The 19933-nt window shown below is 71.9% G+C and carries 15 protein-coding genes; 6 read left to right on the plus strand and 9 right to left on the minus strand.

All coding sequences use genetic code 11. The features are described 5' to 3' along the window. The first annotated feature begins 90 nt into the window (after window positions 1-90). Both AB0J91_RS19335 and AB0J91_RS19340 read left to right on the plus strand, forming a co-directional pair. Window positions 91-744: a class I SAM-dependent methyltransferase gene (locus tag AB0J91_RS19335; RefSeq protein WP_363870579.1), complete on the plus strand. Its 654-nt coding sequence runs from the start codon at window positions 91-93 to the stop codon at window positions 742-744. Window positions 745-757: 13 nt separating this feature from the next. Then, window positions 758-2011, plus strand: a complete 1254-nt coding sequence (locus tag AB0J91_RS19340) for an APC family permease (RefSeq protein ID WP_363870582.1) — start codon at window positions 758-760, stop codon at window positions 2009-2011. Here AB0J91_RS19340 and AB0J91_RS19345 read toward each other — a convergent pair. Continuing rightward, window positions 1989-4958: a BTAD domain-containing putative transcriptional regulator gene (locus tag AB0J91_RS19345; protein WP_363870585.1), complete on the minus strand. Its 2970-nt coding sequence runs from the start codon at window positions 4956-4958 to the stop codon at window positions 1989-1991. The genes AB0J91_RS19340 and AB0J91_RS19345 overlap by 23 nt on opposite strands. A gap of 802 nt (window positions 4959-5760) precedes the next feature. On the opposite strand from AB0J91_RS19345, the gene AB0J91_RS19350 reads away from it, so the two are divergent. From AB0J91_RS19350 to AB0J91_RS19365, 4 genes are all read left to right on the plus strand, one after another. Continuing rightward, the gene (locus AB0J91_RS19350; protein WP_363870588.1) at window positions 5761-6393 is read left to right on the plus strand and encodes a carbonic anhydrase; all 633 of its coding nucleotides are present in this window, start codon (window positions 5761-5763) and stop codon (window positions 6391-6393) included. A 109-nt stretch (window positions 6394-6502) separates the two neighbouring features. Further along, complete coding sequence (locus AB0J91_RS19355; protein WP_363870591.1) at window positions 6503-8875, plus strand: wax ester/triacylglycerol synthase domain-containing protein; 2373 nt, start codon at window positions 6503-6505, stop codon at window positions 8873-8875. Next, window positions 8872-9780 carry a DMT family transporter gene (locus AB0J91_RS19360; RefSeq protein WP_363870594.1) on the plus strand — a complete coding sequence of 303 codons (909 nt, stop codon included), beginning with the start codon at window positions 8872-8874 and terminating at the stop codon, window positions 9778-9780. Before AB0J91_RS19355 ends, AB0J91_RS19360 begins: the two co-directional genes overlap by 4 nt. Next, entirely contained in the window at window positions 9777-10463 is a 687-nt protein-coding gene (locus AB0J91_RS19365; RefSeq protein ID WP_363794252.1) for an SDR family NAD(P)-dependent oxidoreductase, read from the plus strand. The genes AB0J91_RS19360 and AB0J91_RS19365 overlap by 4 nt, the downstream gene beginning before the upstream one ends. 103 nt (window positions 10464-10566) lie before the next feature. Here the strand turns inward: AB0J91_RS19365 and hpnH are convergent, their stop codons facing one another. The 8 genes from hpnH to AB0J91_RS19405 all read right to left on the minus strand — a co-directional run bounded on the left by hpnH (window position 10567) and on the right by AB0J91_RS19405 (window position 19864). Beyond that, window positions 10567-11568 carry an adenosyl-hopene transferase HpnH gene (gene hpnH, locus AB0J91_RS19370; protein ID WP_363794254.1) on the minus strand — a complete coding sequence of 334 codons (1002 nt, stop codon included), beginning with the start codon at window positions 11566-11568 and terminating at the stop codon, window positions 10567-10569. A gap of 2 nt (window positions 11569-11570) precedes the next feature. Then, entirely contained in the window at window positions 11571-12230 is a 660-nt protein-coding gene (locus tag AB0J91_RS19375; RefSeq protein ID WP_363870597.1) for a hypothetical protein, read from the minus strand. A 1-nt stretch (window position 12231) separates the two neighbouring features. Next, window positions 12232-14121, minus strand: coding sequence for a squalene--hopene cyclase (gene shc / locus AB0J91_RS19380; protein WP_363870712.1), 1890 nt, complete (start codon window positions 14119-14121; stop codon window positions 12232-12234). Window positions 14122-14168: 47 nt separating this feature from the next. Further along, window positions 14169-15176: a polyprenyl synthetase family protein gene (locus tag AB0J91_RS19385; RefSeq protein ID WP_363870600.1), complete on the minus strand. Its 1008-nt coding sequence runs from the start codon at window positions 15174-15176 to the stop codon at window positions 14169-14171. Further along, window positions 15173-16534 (minus strand): hydroxysqualene dehydroxylase HpnE, encoded by a 1362-nt coding sequence (gene hpnE, locus AB0J91_RS19390; protein WP_363870603.1) that lies wholly within the window; start codon window positions 16532-16534, stop codon window positions 15173-15175. The genes AB0J91_RS19385 and hpnE overlap by 4 nt, the downstream gene beginning before the upstream one ends. Continuing rightward, window positions 16531-17394, minus strand: coding sequence for a presqualene diphosphate synthase HpnD (gene hpnD, locus AB0J91_RS19395; protein WP_363870606.1), 864 nt, complete (start codon window positions 17392-17394; stop codon window positions 16531-16533). Before hpnD ends, hpnE begins: the two co-directional genes overlap by 4 nt. Then, complete coding sequence (gene hpnC, locus AB0J91_RS19400) at window positions 17391-18299, minus strand: squalene synthase HpnC (protein WP_363870610.1); 909 nt, start codon at window positions 18297-18299, stop codon at window positions 17391-17393. Before hpnC ends, hpnD begins: the two co-directional genes overlap by 4 nt. Before the next feature lie 371 nt (window positions 18300-18670). Then, window positions 18671-19864 (minus strand): dipeptidase, encoded by a 1194-nt coding sequence (locus AB0J91_RS19405; protein WP_363870613.1) that lies wholly within the window; start codon window positions 19862-19864, stop codon window positions 18671-18673. Window positions 19865-19933 lie beyond the last annotated feature (69 nt).

A 19933-nucleotide genomic window follows, 5' to 3' on the forward strand; every position in this document is an offset into this window, starting at 1 on the left:
GCTCGGCTTCGCGCAGCGCGGAGCCGATCTTGGAACGTGGTAGTTTTCCCGCGTTGACGAGGCATTGTGCGATCTGCTGCGGAGGCTCGCGTGAGCACCGAACTTCCCGACTTCGACGCCGTCTACCGGGGCGAGTCGCCGGTGACCGAAGACGCGCGCGTGCCGTGGAACATCGGCGTGCCGCAGCCGGCCATCAGCGAGGTCATCGAGCGAGGTGACGTCGTCGGGCCGGTCCTCGACGCCGGGTGCGGTGTCGGTGTCACCGCTCGGGAGCTGGCCGCGCGCGGCTTCGAGGTGCTGGGCGTGGACCTGTCCGAGACCGCCATCGCGCAAGCCGAGTCGGCCCGCGACGAACGGCACGCCTCGGCGACGTTCCAGGTCGGCGACATCACCGGGCTCTCCGGCCACGACGGGCACTTCCGCACGGTCATCGACAGCACCCTGTTCCACTCCATGCCCGTCGAGAGCCGCGCCGCCTACGTCGCCGCCATCGCTCGTGCGGCCCGCGCTGGCGCGAGGTTGTACATGCTGGTGTTCGACAAGGGCGCGTTCCCGGAAGGCGGCGGCCCCAACGCCGTGGACGCCGACGAACTGCGCGCGGCGGTCGCCGAGCACTGGACGGTCGACTCCATCGAGCCGAGCACCATCGCCGGTTTCCTCCCCGCCGGGGTCGGCGCCCACCACCCGGCCGACGAGGCCGGACGGGCGCTCGTACCGGCCCACTTCCTCACCGCGCACCGCTGATCCGGTCCCGGTCGTGACGCCGAACCCGCACTCCTCGGGTGCTCCGCTGGCACGGCGGTTGGGCACCGTCGATGCGACCGCGATCGGCCTGGGCTCGATGCTGGGCGCCGGGGTGTTCGCGGTGTTCGCCCCTGCCGCTGCCGCCGCCGGTAGTGGTCTGCTGTTCGCACTGGTCATCGCCGGGTTCATCGCCTACTGCAACGCCACGAGCTCGGCGCAGCTTGCGGCGGTCCACCCGGCTTCAGGCGGCACCTACGTCTACGGCCGCGTCCGGCTCGGTCACTGGTGGGGTTTCACCGCCGGGTGGGGTTTCGTGGTCGGCAAGACGGCCAGCTGCGCCGCGATGGCCCTGACCTTCGCCGCCTACGCCGCACCGGGTTTCGAGCGACCGGCCGCCGCGCTGGCGGTCGCGGTCCTCGCGGCCGTGAACTGCGTGGGCATCACCCGCACCGCCGCGCTGACCCGGATCCTGCTGGTGCTGGTGCTGTTCGTGCTGGCCGGTTCGGCCGCGCTGCTCTACCCGTCCACCGGGCCCATCGGTGCGCATGACTGGCTGCCGAACGGGCCGCTGGGCGTGCTGCAGGCGTCCGGCCTGCTGTTCTTCGCCTTCGCCGGGTACGCCCGCATCGCCACGCTCGGCGAAGAGGTCCGCGACCCGGCGCGCACCATCCCGCGGGCGATCCTGCTGGCCCTGCCGATCGCGGCCGTGACCTACGGCGTCGTCGGGCTCGCCGTGCTGCTGGTGCTCGGCCCGCACGCGCTGGCCGCCAGCACCGCGCCGATCGCCGACGCGCTCACCGCGGCCGGGTACGCGCAGTTGACGCCGGTGGTGCGGATCGGCGCGGCAGCGGCGAGCCTCGGCGCGCTGCTCGCGCTGATCGCCGGCGTCGGGCGCACCGGGCTGGCGATGGCCCGCGAGGGAGACCTGCCGCGCTACCTCGCCGCGGTGCACCCGCGCTTCCAGGTCCCGCACCACGCCGAGCTGACCGTCGCCGCGGTGGTGATCGTGCTCGTGATCACCACCGATCTGCGCGGGGCGATCGGGTTCTCCAGCTTCGGCGTGCTGGTGTACTACGCGATCGCCAACGCCTCCGCCTTCACCCAGCCACCGGCGGAGCGCCGGTGGCCGAAGGCGCTCAACGCCGCCGGGCTTGCGGGGTGCCTGCTGCTGGCCGCGACGTTGCCGTGGACCTCGGTGGTGGCCGGGCTGGCGGTGTTCGCCGTCGGGCTCGGCTTTCGCCTGCTCAGCAGGGCACGCTCGGGCTGATGTCCGCGTTCAACCTCCTTCGCAGCTCGCCGGCCTCCGGAGCGTCGAGCTCCTCGTAGATCCGCACCGCGGTGCGCCAGTGGCGGGTGGCCGATTCCCGCCTGCCCGCCGCGTCGTGCAGATCGCCGAGCCCGGCGTGGGCGCGCGCCCGCACGTAGTGGCTGCACCCGCTGTCGGCCACCCGCAGGGCGTGCTGGTGGCAGCGGGCGGCTTCCGCCTCGTCGCCCATCGCCGCGTGCGTCTCGGCCAGCGCGGTGAGCGCGATCGCCTCCAGGTTCGCCGACCGCATCCGGCGCGCGAAGACCAGTGCCGCGCGGTGGCTCTCCAGCGCCTGGGGGTGGTGCCCGAGGCACCGGCGGATGGTTCCCAGCCGGTGCAACGTCATGCCTTCGAGGAATCGGAACTTGCTGCGGCGGGCGAGCACCAGCGCGCGCTCGGCGTGATCGGTCGCCTCGGCGAACCGGTTGAGGTCCCGGTAGAGGCCTGCCAGCGCGTAGGACGCGTCGGCCTCGGCCGGGCGGTACCCGTGCGCCGCGGCCACCCGCGAGGCTTCTCGCAAGCACTCCAGCGACTCCTCCTGCCGCCCCCACCGGCGGTGCAGCCGTCCGAGGCAGATCATCGGCCGCAGACCCAGCAAGCGCAGCCCGGCCTGCTGGTAGAGCCGCGTGGAACGGCGCAGGTGATCCAGCGCCAGCTCGGTGTGCCCGGTGAACACGCACACCTCCCCCAGGCTCTGCAGCACGGCCGCGATCCCGGCAGGCCCCACCGCCTTGCGCAGCGCCCGCTCCAGCAGGTCGCGGGCCGTCGCGAAGTCGTTGCGCCGGCAGTGCGCCACACCCAGTCCGCGCAGCGCGATGCCCTCGCCGACCCGATCGCCGCGCCGCACGGCGATCTCCAGTGCCTTGCCGTGGAGCCGCTGGGCCTCGTCGACGTGCCAGCCGAAGTCGAGCGCCGCGTCCAGCACGATGGCGAACTCGACCGCGTAGTGCTCGAATTCGCCGTCGACCAGCTCGGCGATGCGCACCACGGTGTCGCGCTTGTCGTCGAGCCAGCGGGCCGCGTCCTCGTGGTCGCGGATCGGCGGCGCGGGGAACGCGAGTTCCGGCGACGGTAGCGAGCCCGGGGCGAGGAATCCCGACGCGGTCGTGGCGACCTGCAGGTAGTAGTCGTAGAGCCGCCGCAGCGCTTCCCGCCGCTCGGCGGCGTTCTCGGTGGTGCTGGACAGCTCGGCGGCGTAGGTCGCCAGCAGGTCGTGCAGCCGGACCCGCTTGCCCGCGACCTCCTCCAGCAGGTGCGCGCGCACCAGTTCGGCCAGGCCCCGGCGGATCACGCGGACGTCGTCCTCCCCTGCCAGCGCGGCCACCGAGTAGGCGTCCATCTCCTCGCCGGGGTGCAGTCCGAGCATCCGGAACAACTTCGCCTCGGCCACCGACAGGTTCCGGTAGGACGCGGCGAAGATGGTGCGCACCGACGCCTGCGGGTCACCGCTGTCGAGCAGGTCCAGACGCGCCTGGGCGCAACCGAATTCGGCGATGGTCTGGCTGATGCCGCGGTTGCGGTGCCGCCGCACCCGTTCCGCCGCGATGCGCAGGGCCAGCGGCAGTCGCGCGCAGCACTCGATGAGCTCGTCCACGGTGCCCTCGTCTGTGACCAGGTCGCCCAGCAGTTCCTTGAGCAGCAGTCGCGCCTCGTCCGCGGTCATCCGGTCCAGCTCGACCAGGTTGGCTCCGTGCCCGACGAGCAGCCCGTCGAGCTGGTGGCGGCTGGTGACCACCACCGCGCAGTCGGCGTTGCCGGGCAGCAGCGGGCGCACCTGCTCGGCGCTGGCGGCGTTGTCCAGCACCAGCAGCACGCGCTTGCCGTCGAGGAGGCTGCGCAACCGCGCGCCGCGCTCGGCCGGGTCCAGCGGTACGTCCTTGCCGTCCACGCCCAGCGCCCGCAGCCACCCGGCCAGCACGTCGCCGGGTTCAGCCGGTGTTCCGGTGCCGAACCCGCGCAGATCGGTGTAGAGCTGACCGTCGGGGAAGCGGGTTTTGACCTGGTGCGCCCAGCGCAGCGCCAGCGAGGTCTTGCCGGCTCCGGCCGTGCCGACGATGACCGCGATCGGGATCGCGCGGGACCTGGCGTCGAGCATCGCGTCCAGCTCGGACAGCGGGAGTTCGCGGCCGACGAAATCCGTTGCGCTGTGCGGCAGCTGGGCGGGGACCTGCGTCGCTCCCACGACCTCGATCGCTTCGCCCGCGCGGATCTGGTCGTGCAGGGTGCGCAGTTCCGGCCCCGGGTCCAGGCCGAGCTCGTCGTTGAGCACCTCGCACGCGTGCTGGTAGGCCGACAGCGCCTCGGCCTGCCGTCCGCTGCGGTAGAGCGCGAGCATCAGCAGGCCGTGCAACCGCTCCCGCAGGGGGTTTCGGTGCACCGCATCGAGCAGTTCGCCCGCGACGGCCTCGTGCCGGCCGGCCCGCAGCTCGGCGGCGTAGCACTCCTCCACGGCCAGCGACCGCTGCTCGGTGAGCCGTTCGATGACTGCGTCGACGTCGGGCAGGTCGACCTCCTGGTACGGCCTGCCCCGCCACAGGCTCAGCGCGCGGCGCAGCAGCCGGGCCGCACAGGTCGGATCGGGCTCGCCGGCCGCTTCGTCGAGCAGCCCCGCGAAGACCGCCGCGTCGAGCTCTCCCTTCTCGACCCGCAGGCAGTAACCGCCGGGTCCGTAGGTCAGCCGGTCGGGGTCGTCGAGTTCCCGGCGCAGCCGGTGAACGTGCACTTGGAGCCGGCTCGCCCCGTGCTCGTCCGGCTCACCCCACAGCGCTTCCAACAGGACGGTGACCGGTACCGGTTCGTTGGCGTGGGCGAGCAGGACCGCCAGCAGGCCGCGCCGCAGCGCACCCGTCAGCGGTGCCGCTCTGTCCCCGTCGAACATCCGGACCGGTCCAAGAACTTCGAACCGCATCTCGCTTCCCCCAGAAATCCACAAACGATCAATCCTGCCGCACTTCGCCCGTTCGCCGCTGCCTCCGGAAAGCGGCGAGAAAGCCACGCCGCGCACATTGACCGGACATCGTCGGCCAACTCAACGAGAAGCACTCCAATGAGTGATACCGACTACCTGTTCGATGCAGGCTCGGATATCGGAATAGGAGCGCGAATGGCCAAGTGACAACAGCTCATCAGCGAATGGAACGACATTCCGAGAACCCGAACCGCTCGCGACGACGCGACGACCGGGGCCGCGGGAACGTCAACCCGAATCGGCCTCACGGGCCGGCGTGTGCTCGCATCCGACCTGCTGGCAACGCAGGTCGGCCCACGCGGCGTCTCCTACACGCGTGGCCAGAAAATACGATGATCCATCGCTACACCCCCCAGGTGTTCGCGTAGCTTCTTCCCCCAGAGCGCGGTGGTTGAACCACCGGCATCGGTTCCGATGATGACCGTTCCCCCGAACAGCGCACAAGCTCCCGGGCCGAACAATTTTCGACGCTTGCCGTCGCCGTCATTCTGACCTGGCGAAACTCTGTGCGAATTGCCGGATCTCAATTCGCTCCGACACGCCGAGGTCGTGTCGGACCTCGTGTGCGGACCACTTCCGAACGACAGATCGGTGGTGAGGCGGCCCCCTCATCCGCCTCACCACCGCGCGCCGAGAATACGACGCGCGACAGGTCGTTGCGAACTCAAACACCCCTGCCACCAGCGTGCTTTCCCCCACTCGCGATCTGCCGCGGCCACCCGGTTGGGTTAATGTCAACAACATGAACCGCACGCCAACCACGCCTGCCGAGGCTTTCGCGACACTCATGGAAGGCAACCAGCGCTTCGTCGAGAGCACGCGGCTGCACCCCCACCAGGACGCCGATCACCGCGCCTCCCTGGCGCCGGGCCAGACCCCGTTCGCGGTGCTGTTCGGCTGCTCCGACTCCCGCCTCGCAGCGGAGATCATCTTCGACCGCGGCCTGGGCGACCTGTTCGTCGTGCGCACCGCCGGTCAGGTGACGGGTTCGGAGGTGCTCGGCAGCATCGAGTACGGCGTGGGAGTGCTGGGCGCTCCTCTGATCGTGGTGCTCGGCCACGACTCCTGCGGCGCGGTCGTCGCGGCGCGGCAGGCGGTCGTGGAGGGTTCCAACCCGCCCGGATACCTGCGCGACATCGTCGAGCGGGTCACCCCGAGCGTGCTGGCCGCCAGGGCCGCCGGTGAGGACGAGGTCGACGGCATCGTCGACGTCCACATCCAGCGCACCTGCGAGCTGCTGCTCGAGCGCTCCTCGCTGCTGGCCGACGAGGTCGCCGCCGGCCGCTGCGCCGTGGCGGGCCTGTCCTACCGGTTGGCCGACGGCACGGTTCGCCTGGTGTCCAGCCACGGCCCCCTGGAGCGCACCGCGGCCTAGCGGCACCGGCCACTGTGGATGATGATCGCGGTGGCCGTTCTCGGGAAGCCGGTCTCCTCGTCAAGCGTTAGCCTGCGATGGCACGTGCTTGGCGAAAGGAACCGGCCGCGTGAGCTTCCAGCCCCGTCGAGTGCTCCTGATCAGCGCCACCATCGGTGAGGGCCACAACGCGACCGCTCGTGCCGTCGAAGAGGCGGCCCGCGAGGTCTGGCCCGACTGCGAGGTGGTGTGGCTCGACGCGCTCCGCATCATGGGCCGCTGGGTTCCCGGGGCGTTCAACTGGATCTACGTCACCAACGTGGAATCCACGCCGTGGCTCTACGACTTCTTCTACGACTCGCTGTGGCGCTACCGGTGGTTCGCCAACGCCTCGCGGCGCTTCGTCGGCGCCTGGTGCGGTCCGCTGCTGCGCCGCGAGATCCGCCGGGTCGACCCTGACCTGATCGTGTCCACCTACCCGCTGGGAACCGCGGGGCTGGACTGGATGCGGCGGCACGGCGAACTCGACCTCCCGGTCTCGGCGGTCGTGTCGGACTTCGCGCCGCACCCGTTCTGGGTCTACCCGGAAGCCGATCTGCACTACGTGATGAGCGAGGCGAGCCTGCGCGCGATGCACCGCGCCGAGCCCGAGGCGGTCGGCGCGGTGTCCGTGCCGCCGGTGCGGCACGACTTCCAGCCCCGCGATCGCACCGAGGCTCGAGCCGAGTTCGGACTCCCGGAAGCCGGGTTCACGGCGCTGATCTCGTGCGGTGCGATGAGCTTCGGCGCGGTGGAGCGCGCCATCGACGCGGCGCTGCGGGTCGAGGGTCTCGCCCGGGTGCTCGTGGTGTGCGGGCGCAACGAGGCGTTGCAGGAGCGCCTGCTCGCCCGGGGCGAGCAGCGGCTGGTGCCGCTGGGCTGGGTCGAGGACATGCCCGGCCTGATGGCCTGCTCGGACGTGGTGATCACCAACGCCGGTGGCGCCACGGCGCTGGAGGCGCTGGCCTGCGGGCGCGCGGTGCTGATGTTCGAGCCGATCGCCGGTCACGGCCGGGCCAACGCCGAGCTGATGGCCGATGCGGGTCTGGCCGAGCTGTGCCCGAAGGAGTCGCAGCTGACCGCGACGCTGCGCCGCTGGGTCGCCGACCCGCAGGAGGTCGGCGAACGGGAGGAGCGGGCGCTCAAGCACAGCCGGTCCGCGGAGTTCGCCGACCAGGTCGCGGCGTTGGCCGACCTGCCCCGCCACCACGGCCCTCGCCGGTTGCGCGCGCAGGACGCCTTCTTCGTCTACGCCACCACACCTGAGGTGTCGCAGCAGACCGGGGCCATCCTGCGCTTGGCGCCGTCGCCGGATTCAGCACAGGTGTGGTGCGAACACTTCGCGCGCCGCATCCAGGACTGCGCGCCGCACCTGCCGATGCTGACCCGCAGGCTGGTCACCCCTCCCGGCCGTCGTCCACAGTGGAGGCACGCTGGACCGGTCGATCCCGCACTGCACCTCGGCGTTCGCGAGCTCAGCTCCGAACAGGACGCCGAGGGGCTCACGAGCGAGTTCTTCTCGACGCCGGTGCGCACCGACCGGCCGCCGTGGGAGCTGCGCCTGCTGCACGACGCGGCCACCGGGCGGGCAACCCTGCTGGCGAAGATGCACCACTCCCTCGGTGACGGTCTGGCCGTCACCAACGCGCTGATCCGGCTGCTCTGCGACGGCCACCACCCCGCTTCGGCCCCGAGCGCGGGCGGGCGCTCGTGGACGCGGCGGGCCCCGGTGGTGCTGCGCGGACTCCTCGGCCTGGCCACCTCGGCCGGTGCGACCAACCCCGCCTGGACCGGGCGGAGCTCGCACGCCCGCAGCTTCGGCCACCTGACGCTGCCGGCCGTGCAGGTCCGCGCCCGTGCGCGTGCTCACGGGGTGACCAGCAGCGCCCTGCTCATCGGACTGGTCGCCGAGGCGCTGCACCGGGCGCTGGGCGAGCAGCGAGGCGAGGCGCGGTTCCGGGTGATGGTTCCGCGCACGGCCCGCACCGGGCGGGACGGTGCGGGCACCGCCGCTCCGGGCAACCACACGCATTCGCTGTCGGTGGACCTCCCGGTCGGCCCTATGCCGCTGGTGTGGCGGATCCGCGCGGTCGCCGACGCGCTCGCCGAACCCGACCGCAGCGGACAGCCCGAGGCCGCGGGCGCGGTGCTGGCCGGACTCGGCCTGCTGCCCGCCCCGGTGCACGCGTGGATCGTGCGGCGCATCTACGGACGCCGGTTCTTCAACGCGGTGGTCTCGGTGATGCCGGGCCGACGGCGGCCCGCCCACATCAACGGGACCAGGCTCAGCCAGGTGCTGCCGGTGCTGTCGCTGGCCGACGGCGTGGGCGTGGCGATCGGGGCGATCGGATGGGGCGAGGAGTTCGGCTTCGGCATCACCACCGATCCCGGACTCGCACCCGACGCAGGGCGGTTGACCGCGCACCTGCGGGAGGCGTTCGACGAGCTGCGGGAGAGGCGTTGACCTCCGGGACGGTGCTGGGCGTCGCGGTGCCGGCCGCGGTGATCGGTGCCGCCAGCTTCGGGATGGCCAGCGCGATCCAGCACCGCGTCACCAAGCAGGTCCCGGAAGTCGCCACGTTCAGCCCGCGGATGCTGTGGGACCTGGTGCGCAAACCGATCTGGGTGTTGAGCATCGGCACCGTGATCGTCGGGTTGTCGCTCCAGGTGGTGGCGCTGGCCTTCGGCCCGCTGGTGCTGGTGCAGCCACTGCTGGTGACCTCGGTGCTGTTCGGCGCGGCCTTCGCGGCGTGGCTGGCGGGCAGGCGGATGGACCTGGTGCTCGCGCTCGGCGCGCTGTCGTGCGCGGGCGGGTTGGCGGCGTTCCTGCTCCTGGCCCGGCCATCCGGTCAGGGCAGCGAGTTCACCGGGGCGCCCGTCCTGCCGCTGGCGCTGGGGATGGGACTGCTGGTGGTCGCCTCGCTGCTGGCGGCCCGGTGGCTTCCCGGCGAGTTCGGCGTGGTGGGACTGGCCGTGGCCACCGGGGTGTTCTACGGGGTCACGGCCGGGCTGATGCGGGTGGTGGCCGGGCAGTTCCGCACCGGCGGGATCGTCGAGCCCTTCGGACACTGGACGTTGTACGTGGTGTGCGTGATCGGGCCGATGGGTTTCCTGCTCAGCCAGCAGACCTTCCAGCGCGGCCGGTTGATGTCGCCGTCGCTGGCGGTGATCACCACGGTCGATCCGCTGGTGGCGGCGGCGATCGGGGTGAGCTGGCTGGGTGAGCGCATCGAGTCCTCCCCCACCATCCTGGCCGGCGAAGCGGTCGCGGCCGCCCTCATGGTCGGAGGCATCGCCGTGCTGGCCCGGCGCAGCGAGCAGATCGGCCGCGAGCTGGCCGCCCGGGAGGGCAGCGACTCGTGGGGGTGAACTCGGCACTGGTCACCGGCGCGTCCTCGGGCATCGGCGCGGCCACCGCGCTCCGGCTCGCGGCCGACGGCTGGCAGGTCGTGCTGACCGGACGCGACCGCAAGCGCCTGGAGGCGCTGGCCGAGCGCACCGGAGGCGAGTCGCTCGCCGCGGACCTGACCACCGACGACGGGCTGCGGCAGGTGGCGGACGCGGCGCGCGGGGTCGATCTGCTGGTGCACAGCGCCGGGATCGGCTGGGCGGGAGCGTTCGCCGACATGCCACCGGAGCGCATCGACGAGCTCGTCGAGCTGAACCTGACCGTTCCGATGCGGCTGACGCGCGCGGTCCTGCCTCCGCGGGTGGCGTTCGTGGCCTCGGTCGCCGCGGTGGGCGTCCGCGACGAGGACGTCTACTCGGCCACCAAGGCGGGGCTGCGAGCCTTCGCCGCGAGCCTGCGCTACCGGGACATCACCACGACGACGGTGTTCCCCGGCGCGGTGCGCACGCCGTTCTTCCACGGCCGCCACTACCGGCGCCGGTTCCCGCGCATGGTCGAGCCGCAACGGGTCGCCGATGCGCTGGTGGACGCGGTGGCCCGCGGCCGCGCGGAGGTCTTCGTACCGCGCTGGCTGACCGCGGCCGACCGGGTCCACGGCGCGCTGCCCGGTGTCTTCCACCACCTCGCCCGCAGGTTCGGCTGACTCCGCCGGTCGGTGATGGGGCCATCGGGCGGTTTTGGTCCGAACCGACCAGGATCGATGTCCCTTTTGCCCGGTCAATTTCGGACCAAAACTGCCGTCGGCCCTAGCCGCGCATTGCTCGGAGGGATTCCTTGAGCGAGCCGATGGTGGCCAGGACCGACGTGGGTTCGTAGCCGCAGTGGGCCATGCAGTTCGCGCAGCGCGGGTCGTTGCCGCGCCCGTAGGCCTCCCAGTCGGTGTCCTCCAGCAGCTCCCGGTAGGTGCTCGCGTAGCCGTCGCTCATCAGGTAGCAGGGTCGCTGCCAGCCGTAGAGCGAGTACGACGGGATGGCCCACGCCGTGCAACCGAAGTCGATCTTGCCTTCCAGGAAGTCCAGGAACAGCGGCGAGTGGTTGAAGCGCCACCTCTTCCGCCGCCCGTCGGCGAAGACCTTCTTGAACAGCTCGCGGGTCTCGGTCACGCCGAGGAAGTGCTCCTGGTCCGGAGCCTTGTCGTAGGCGTAGGCCGGCGAGAGCATCATCTGGTCGACCTTGAGGTCGTTGTTGAGGTAGTCGAGCACCTCGATCACCGACTGCGGCGTGTCGGTGGTGAAGAAGGTCGAGTTCGTGGTCACCCGGAATCCGCGCCGCTGGGCGTCTTCGACGTTGTCCACGGCCTGGGCGAACACGCCCTTCTTGCACACCGAGGCGTCGTGGCGCTCCTCCATCCCGTCGATGTGCACGGCGAAGGAGAAGTACGGCGAAGGCTCGAACTCGTCGATCTTGCGCGGCATCAGCAGCGCGTTGGTGCACAGGTAGACGAACTTCTTGCGCTTGACCAGTTCCTTGACCAGCACGTCGATCTCGGGGTGCATCAGCGGTTCGCCCCCGGCGATGGACACCACCGGGGCACCGCACTCCTCGACCGCGGCCAGCGCCTGCTCGACCGGCATCCGCTGCTTGAGCACGTTCGCCGGGTGCTGGATCTTCCCGCACCCCGCGCAGGCCAGGTTGCAGGCGAACAGCGGCTCCAGTTCCAGGGTGAGCGCGAACTTCTCGCGCCGGGCCAGCTTCTGCTTCATCAGGTACGCACCGACGCGAACCGCCTGGCGCACGGGAATTCCCATGGTTACAACGCCTCCTCACAGGTCGTGCGAAGTTCCGGTGGGATGTGGCGGCCCCACCGCCGCAGGCACGAACCCACGGCGTGCAGCCGCGCCAGCCCGGACATCGCCCGGTGGACGGTTCCGGGCCGCAGCAGGGGTTGCTGCGCGGTGTCGACCACGACGCGCACGACCGCCAGCGGCCGGTGCCCCGCGGCTTGTGCCAGCACCGCCGATTCCATGTCCACCGCGAGCGCCCCGGTGGCGGCGAGCTCGGCGCGGCGCTGACCGCGGACCAGCGCGTCGGCGGTCACGACGGGCCCGCAGCGCACCGGGAACCCGCTGCGCGCGAGTTCGGCGGCCAGCGAGTGGGCCGTGTCGCAGCGCAGCACCTCGCGGTGTCCGCGCAGTTCGTCGGCGACGATCACGTCCCCGCTGCGCACCTCCGGTGACAGCCCGCCCGCCAGGCCGGCGATCACCAGGACGTCGAAGTCGGCGGCCAGCAGCCGGACCGCGCTGCTCGCGCTGCGGCGCGGCCCGTACCCGGTGCGCCGCACCGTCACCGAATCGGCCCCGAGCCCGGCGGTGCGCAGGGCCTCCTGGCCGGTCGCGGCCCCGCCGAGGGCGGAGCGCAGCGCGCTCGCCTCCAGTCGCATCGGCGCGCAGATCAGCATCCTCGTCGACATGTCACTCCCCGTCCCGCAGGTAGCGCCCGAGCGCGTTCAGCGGGAAGATCACCCGGTACAGGTGGTAGTTGATGTAGAAGTCCCCGGGGAACCCGGTCCCGGTGAACTGGGGTTCGTCCCAACCGCCGTCGGCGCGCTGGCTTCGGGCCAGGTGGCCGATCCCGCGGCGCACCGCGTCGGTGTCGTGCCTTCCCACGGCCAGCAGCGCCATCAGCGCCCAGCCCGTCTGGGACGCCGTGGAGGTGCCCCGTCCGATCCACTGAGGATCGTCGTAGGAGCGCAGGTCCTCACCCCAGCCGCCGTCGTCGTTCTGGTGGTTCTCCAGCCAGCGCACGGCGTCCCGCAACGCGCGGTGCTGGCGGTCCACTCCGGCCGCGACCAGGGCGGGCACGACCGCACCGGTGCCGTAGACGTGGTTGGCGCCCCACCGCCCGAACCACGATCCGTCGCGCTCCTGGTTGGACAGCAGCCACTTCACCCCGCCGCGCAGCACCTCGTCCTGCTCGCCGAGGACGGCCAGCGCCTCCACCACGTGCGCGGTGACGTCGGCCGACGGCGGGTCGATGACCTCGCCGAAGTCGCAGAACGGGAGCTTGCGCACCAGCTGCCGGGTGTTGTCGGCGTCGAACGCGGCCCAGCCGCCGTCCTTCGACCGCATCCCGCGCAACCAGCGGACACCGCGCGCGATCGCACCGCGCACGGCCTCGGAGTCGGGGTGCTCGACGCGGTTGAGCGCGAGCAGCACCTCGGCGGTGTCGTCGATGTCGGGGTAGCCGTCGTTGTCGAACTCGAACGCCCAGCCTCCCCCGGCGGGCAGTTCCGGGCGCTTGACCGACCAGTCGCCCTTGATCCGGATCTCCTCGGCCAGCAGGTAGTCCACCGCTCGCCGCAGCGACGGGTGGTCGGCGGGAACACCGGCGTCGCGCAGCGCCTGCACGCCCAGCACCGTGTCCCACACCGGCGACTGGCACGCCTCCAACCTGCGGACGGTGCCCTCGGGCGTCTGCTCGCGGATCAGGAAGCGCTCCAAGCCGCCGAGCCCCTTGGCGACCACCGGGTGGTTCATCGGGTAGCCGAGCAGGTGCAGCGCCAGGATCGAGTACACCCACGGCGGCTGGATGCCGCCCCAGGAGCCGTCGGCCTCCTGACGCGCCACGATCCACTCCGCCGCGCGCCGCATCGCGTGCGTGCGCAGCGATTTCACCGGTCGGCGGTGGTATCGGTGCAGCACGCGGTCGAGGGCGTGGAAGCCGTAGCCCCAGGACCACTCGCGCTTCGGTGGCACCGCAGGCCGTCCGGTGCGCAGCTCCCGCAGGTTGATGCCCAGGTCGCGGCGGGGGCGCATGGTGCACACCACGGTCAGCGGCACCACGGTCTGCCGGGCCCAGCACGCCCAGTCGGAGACGTTGAGCGGGCACCACTCGGGCAGCAGCACCACTTCCGGTGGCATGGCGGGCAGGTCGTCCCAGGACCACTCGCCGAACAGCGCGAGCCAGATCCGGGTGAACACCCGGGTTCCCTCCAGGCCACCGCTGGCCAGGATCCAGTCCCGGGCGGCCCGCATGTGCGCGGCGTCGACGTCGTCACCGGCGAGCTTGAGGGCCGCGTAGGCCTCGACCGTGGTGGACAGGTCGCCGGGGCCGCCGTGGAAGTTCGCCCAGGTGCCGTCCTCGCGCTGCTGGGAGCGGATCCAGCGGGCGGTCTGCGCGGTTTCCGCGGTGGTGCGGATGCCGAGGAACTGCCGCAGCAGCAGGTCCTCGACGTCCATGGTCACGTTGGTCTCGAGCTCGCCCTTCCACCAGCCCTCCGGGCTCTGCAGCGACAGCAGGTGGTCGCGGGCGGCCAGCGCCGCCGTCCGGGCGTCGGCTCGCGCCGCTCCCTGGCTGGGGATCTGGGCGGCGGTGGTGGCCGATCGCGTGGGCTGTTGCAGCTGTTCGGTCAAAGCTTCCTCCGTACGATGAATTCGGCGAGCTCTCCCAGTGCCGCGGTGTCGCCCAGCGATCCGACTTCCAGCTGCGCCTCCGCGAGTTCGAGCCGGCGGCAGCACTCCCCCCGCGTCCACTCCTCCGATCCGGCGCGCCGCACCATCTCGGCGGCTTCGCACAGCTGCGTCTCGGTGAGCTGCTCGGGCTGCTCGTAGAGCTCCCACAACCGCTCTCCCACCGCTGTACCCGAGGTCAGGGCGTGGACGACCGGGACCGACTTCTTGCGGGTGCGCAGGTCCGACAGCACCGGTTTGCCGGTGACCTCCGGGTCTCCCCACAGGCCCAGCAGGTCATCGACCAGCTGGAACGCCATCCCCAGCTCGGTGCCGTAGGCGTGCAGGGCGCGGACGCTCTCCCGCGGAGCGCCGACGCTCAGCGGCCCGATGGAGCAGGCGCAGGCCAGCAGCGCGGCGGTCTTGTCGTGCGCCATGCTCAGGCATTCGGTGAGGTCGACGTCCTGGCGGCGTTCGAAGCCGAGATCGGCGGTCTGCCCGGCGATGAGCACCCGTGTCGTCGTCAGCAGCGAGCGCACCGCCACCGCCGCGTTGGGGGCGTCGGATTCCAGCAGGACCTCCGGTGCCACGGCCAGCAGCGCGTCACCGGCCAGGATCGCCGCGGAGGATCCGAAGACCGTCCAGGCGGTGGGCCGGTGCCTGCGGGAGGTGTCGCCGTCCATCACGTCGTCGTGCAGCAGCGAGAAGTTGTGCACCAGCTCCACCGCCGCCGCCGACGGGACGCCGAGTTCCGCCGTGCCGCAGGCGGTTTCGGTCGCCGCGAGGGCCATCGCGGGACGCAGCGCCTTGCCGCCCGCGTCGGTCGGCGCACCGTCCACGTCGGTCCAGCCGAAGTGGTACTCGCCGACCCGCCGGGTCTCGGCGTCCAGCCGCGCGACCGCCGAGCGCAGCGTCGGTTCCACCAGCTCCCGCGCTGTGCGCAGGGCCGGAGGCAGCAGTGTGGTCATGCCGTCACCTCCACGCTCGTTCGCGATCGCAGCTCGGCGTCGACCACTTCGGCGGCGCGGATGCCGCTGCGGACCGCGCCTTCGGTGGTGTCCGGCCAGCCGGTTGCCGTCCACGCACCGGCGAGCACCAGGCCGGGCACGTCGGTGATCGCCGAGGGCCGGAGTGCCGCGCTGCCGGGGGCTTGCCGGAAGGTGGCGTGGGGTTCGCGGGTGACGAAGAAGTCCAGCAGCTCCGCCTTCCCGACCGCGGGGAACAGCTCGCGCAGCGCCGGGAGGAAGGTCTCGCGCAGGTCCTCGGTCCGCATCCCGATCTCCTGCTGCGCGGCGGACTGCGACAGCGCCAGGTACTGACCGCGGCCGGCACCGGAGATGCGGGTGCGGTCGAAGACCCACTGCACGGGCGAGTCGAGCACGGCGGCCATCTCGTGATCGGTGACCGGTCGGTCGAAGTGGGCGTGCACGTTGACGATCGGCGAGGAGGACAACCGGGACCACTCAGCGGAGCCGCGCACGGGCAGCTCGTCGACGAGAGCGGACGCCGCCGGGTGCGGGGTGGCCACCACGACGGAGTCCGCGTCGAGCACGCTCGCGCCGGCCTGCTCCTCGACCGGGACTTGGAAGCCCTTCGGCCCGCGGCGGATCGCGCGCGCCTTGCACCGGAGCCGGACGTCGACGCCCGCTGCGAGCAGGGTGCGTCGCCCGGCCTCGCCGTGCAGTTCGGAGAGCGGTCGCTGCGGGACTCCGATGTCGCAGGCGTCGGCGGTTTCGAGCAAGCCGGTGCGGAACACCTTGGCGGCCAGTGCCATCGAGGCGTCGTCGGGTTCGGCGTTGAGCGCGGCCACGCCCAGCAGACCCCACAGCGCTTCGACCGCGCGCGGCGTCTCTCCCCGATCGCGCAACCACTGGCCGAGGCTCTGCTCGTCGATCGCCGGGTCCGCCGGGTCGATGCCGCGCAGCGCGAGCGCGGTCCGCGCCGCCCGGACCCGCTGCGCCCAGTTCAGCCGCCGGTAGCTCAGCAGCGCCGGGGCGAGGTGCGCGGGAGCGCGCAGGTTCCAGCGGCTCAGCGACGCCGGTACCGCACCCGGGCTGAGCACCGGGACGCGGAACCGCTGCTGCATCCGGATCCCGTCGGCCGCGCCGAACCTGCGCAGCAGGTCGAGGTAGGCGGTGTAGCAGCGCAGCAGCACGTGCTGGCCGGTGTCGACGAGCAGGTCTCCGCGCGCGAACGAGTAGGTCGCCCCGCCGAGCCGGGGTCTCGCCTCCAGCAGCCGCACCGAGTACCCGCGCTCCCGGCAGTCCAGGGCAGCGGCCATGCCGGCGAGCCCGCCGCCGATGACCACCACGGACCCGCGGTTCACGGCGTCATCCCGGCCAGCGAGCGGGCGGCCACTCCGGCTTTGCGCCAGCTCGACAGCGAGGTCCGCTGGTGCATCGCGGCGTTGGGGTTGATGGCGATGCGCACCAGCAGCTGGTGGTAGATGCCGGCCATCGAGGCGCAGCAGGCGCGCGAGCGCCGGTCCAGCATCGGCAGCAGCCGGAACCCCTCGGTGTACCAGCGGTCGGCGCGCGCTGCCTGGAACCGCATCAGCCTGTTCCACCTCGCGTTGTCCTCGACGAAGCCGCCGCCGGGTTCCAGCCGCACGCCGAAGTGCGCGAGGTCGGAGGCGGGCAGGTACACCCGCCCGTTGAGCTGGTCCTCGCGGACGTCCCGCAGGATGTTGGTCAGCTGCAACGCCACGCCGAGCGCATCGGCCCGCGCGGTGGCGACCCTCGGTTCGTCGGTGCCGAACACGCCCAGGGACAACCGACCGATCGCACCGGCCACGCAGCGGCAGTAGTGCAGCAGCTCGTCGAAGGTGGTGTAGCTGGCGCCGCGCACGTCGGCCTCGCAGCCGTCGATGACTTCGTCGAACGCCTCCAGCGGAATCGGCATGCGGGTGGCGGCGTCGGCGAGCGCGACCAGCACCGGATCGGTCGAATCGGTCGAGGCGTGGTGCACGGCCTCGCGGCAGGCCTTGAGCTCGCGCAGCTTCTCCTCGCGCGGCAGGTCGCCGTCACCCACGTCGTCCACGCGGCGGGCGAAGGCGTACACCGCCGAGAGCGCACCGCGCTTCGGACCTGGCAGCAACCGGATGCCGTAGGAGAAGTTGCGGGCCTGCTCGCGGGTGATCCGCTCGCACTCCTGGTAGGCGTCCCGGAACCGGGTCGGTGAGGTCACCGGGTCCCTCCCATCGCGTGCAGCCGCGCCCATTCGGTGAACGTCCGCGACTTGGTCGGGCTGACCTGCGCGGCCAGCGGGTCGTGTCCGGCGGCGCGGAACGCGGCGACGGTGGCCAGCCCGCCCGCGACGTAGCCGGCGACTGCCACCCGGGCCGTCCCCGACAGCGCTCCGACCAGGACGCTGCCGTCGCGCAGCATCCGGCGAGCGCGGTCGACCTCGAAGCGCACCAGCCCGCGCAGCGCGGTCGAGGCGCGCGGCGCGGTGAGGTCCTGCTCGTCGCAGCCGTAGCGCTTGAGGTCTTCGGCGGGCAGGTAGACGCGGCCGGCCCGCTGATCCTCGGCGAGGTCCTGCAGGTGCTCCAGGATCTGCAGCGCGGTGCAGATCCGGTCGGACAGGGCGATCAGGCCCTCCTCGGCGCGGCCGAAGACGTGCAGCACCGACTCCCCCACCGGGTTGGCCGACAGCGCGCAGTAGTCCCGCAGCCCGGCGAAGTCGTCGTAGTGCTTGACGTGCTGGTCCCACCGGTTGGCCTCGATCAGCTTGACCAGCGTGCGCATCGGGATTCCGCACTCGGTGACCGTGGGCGCCAGCGCCTGCATGATGGGGATGCGCGCGGTGTCCTGGTAGGCGCGTTCGAGGTCGTGTTCGAGGAAGTCCAGCAGCGCGTCGCGGTTGCCGGGCGCCTCGTCCCCGGCGTAGTCGACGAGCCGGAAGTAGCCGTAGAGGGCGTGCAGGTGCCTGCGGACACCTCCGGGCAGGACGCGGGAAGCCACCGGGAAGTTCTCCGAACGCATTCTCGCCAGCACGGCGGCGCTGCGCGGCAGCTCCCCCGGACGCGCCGACCACTGCGGGTGTTCGGGATCCACTCCGGACAGCGTCTCGTCCGGCAACGACAAGACCATCGGTCCTCCTCCTATCCACCGGCCAGGAGGCGCAACCGGCATCGTATGAGCGCCCCTGCGGCACCGCAGGGCGAACGAAGAACCACATGAATCACGGTGATTCGCGCCGGTGTTCGACCACGCACCTTCTCCCCGGTTCCATATTGGACACCGGATGCGCGTGTCCCGCGCAGACCCGCCAGGAGGTGGCCGGATCGAGTGGCCCATCCTGACCACATTGGACTAGTCGACTACCGACTGCGACTGCGCGCGGACGCGAGGAACGCCCCCGCCTCACCGGGTCGGCGCACGCGCGGCTGCCGGACCCGAGGCGGGAGGTGTAGCAGAACGCGCCCGGCGGAGATCACCGCCGGGCGCGAGTCACGAGGAGCTCAGCCGTCGAGCTGTTCGATGGTGGCGATCGACGGCGATTCGGTGCGCTGCAGCTCCGCGGCCACGCGCTCGGCGTCGCGCAGCACTCGGACGGCGTTGTGCCAGGTCAGCTTGCCCAGATCGGCGTGCGACCAGCCGCGGCGGAGCAGCTCGGCGATGAGGTTCGGGTAGCCGGAGACGTCGTCGAGGTCCTGCGGCAGGAAGATCGTGCCGTCGTAGTCGCCGCCGACGCCGATGTGGTCGATGCCGGCGACCTCGCGCATGTGGTCGAGGTGGTCGGCGACGGTCTTCGAGGTGGCCACCGGCTGCGGGTTGGCCTCCTCGAACTTGCGCAGCACCTCCTTGGCCTCCGGGGTGCCCGACAGGTCGCTGAGGCCGTGCGCGACCAGCTCGCGCTGCGCGGCGGCGGTCCACTCCACCGACTCCTGCAGCACGAACTTGGTCACGAACGTCGCCATCGCCACGCCGCCGTTGCCGGGCAGCTGGGCGAGCACGTCGTCGGGGATGTTGCGCGGGTGCGAGCAGACCGCGCGCGAGGAGGAGTGCGAGAACACCACCGGGGCGCGGCTGGCGCGCAGCGCGTCGCGCATGGTCTCGGCGGCGACGTGCGAGAGGTCGACGAGCATGCCCATCCGGTTCATCTCGCGCACCACCTCGACGCCGAAGGCGGTGAGCCCGTCGTGGGCGGGCTCGTCGGTGGCGGCGTCGGCCCAGGGGGTGTTGTCGTTGTGCGTCAGCGTCAGGTACCGCACGCCCAGGTCGTAGAAGGCGCGCAGGGTGGCCAGCGAGCAGTTGATCGAGTGCCCGCCTTCGGCGCCCATCAGCGAGGCGATCTTGCCATCGGCGCGGGCGGCCTCGATCTCGTCGGCGGTGCGGACCAGGCGCAGCCGGTCCGGGTAGCGGGCGGCGAGGGCGTTGACGCAGTCGATCTGCTCCAGCGTGGCGCTGACCGCGTCGTCGCCCTGCAGCTCGGTGGGCACGTAGACCGACCAGAACTGCCCGCCCACTCCCCCGGCGTCCAGGCGCGCGAGGTCGGTGTGCAGGCGACCGGTCTGGTCGGTGGCGATGTCGCGCTGGTCGAGGTCGTAGCGGACCTGCTCCCGCAGTGCCCAGGGCAGGTCGTTGTGACCGTCGAGCACCGGCGTGGCCTTGAGCAGCTCTCGGGCCTGGGCCACCACGTCCGCGTCGCTCATCGCGCCTCCCCAATTCACCCGGTCGGTTGTTCTCGGTGAGCATATCCGCTCGAGATCACCCGACCAGGG

The organism is Saccharopolyspora sp. NPDC049357 (genome assembly GCF_040677225.1).
Lineage (GTDB): Bacteria > Actinomycetota > Actinomycetes > Mycobacteriales > Pseudonocardiaceae > Saccharopolyspora.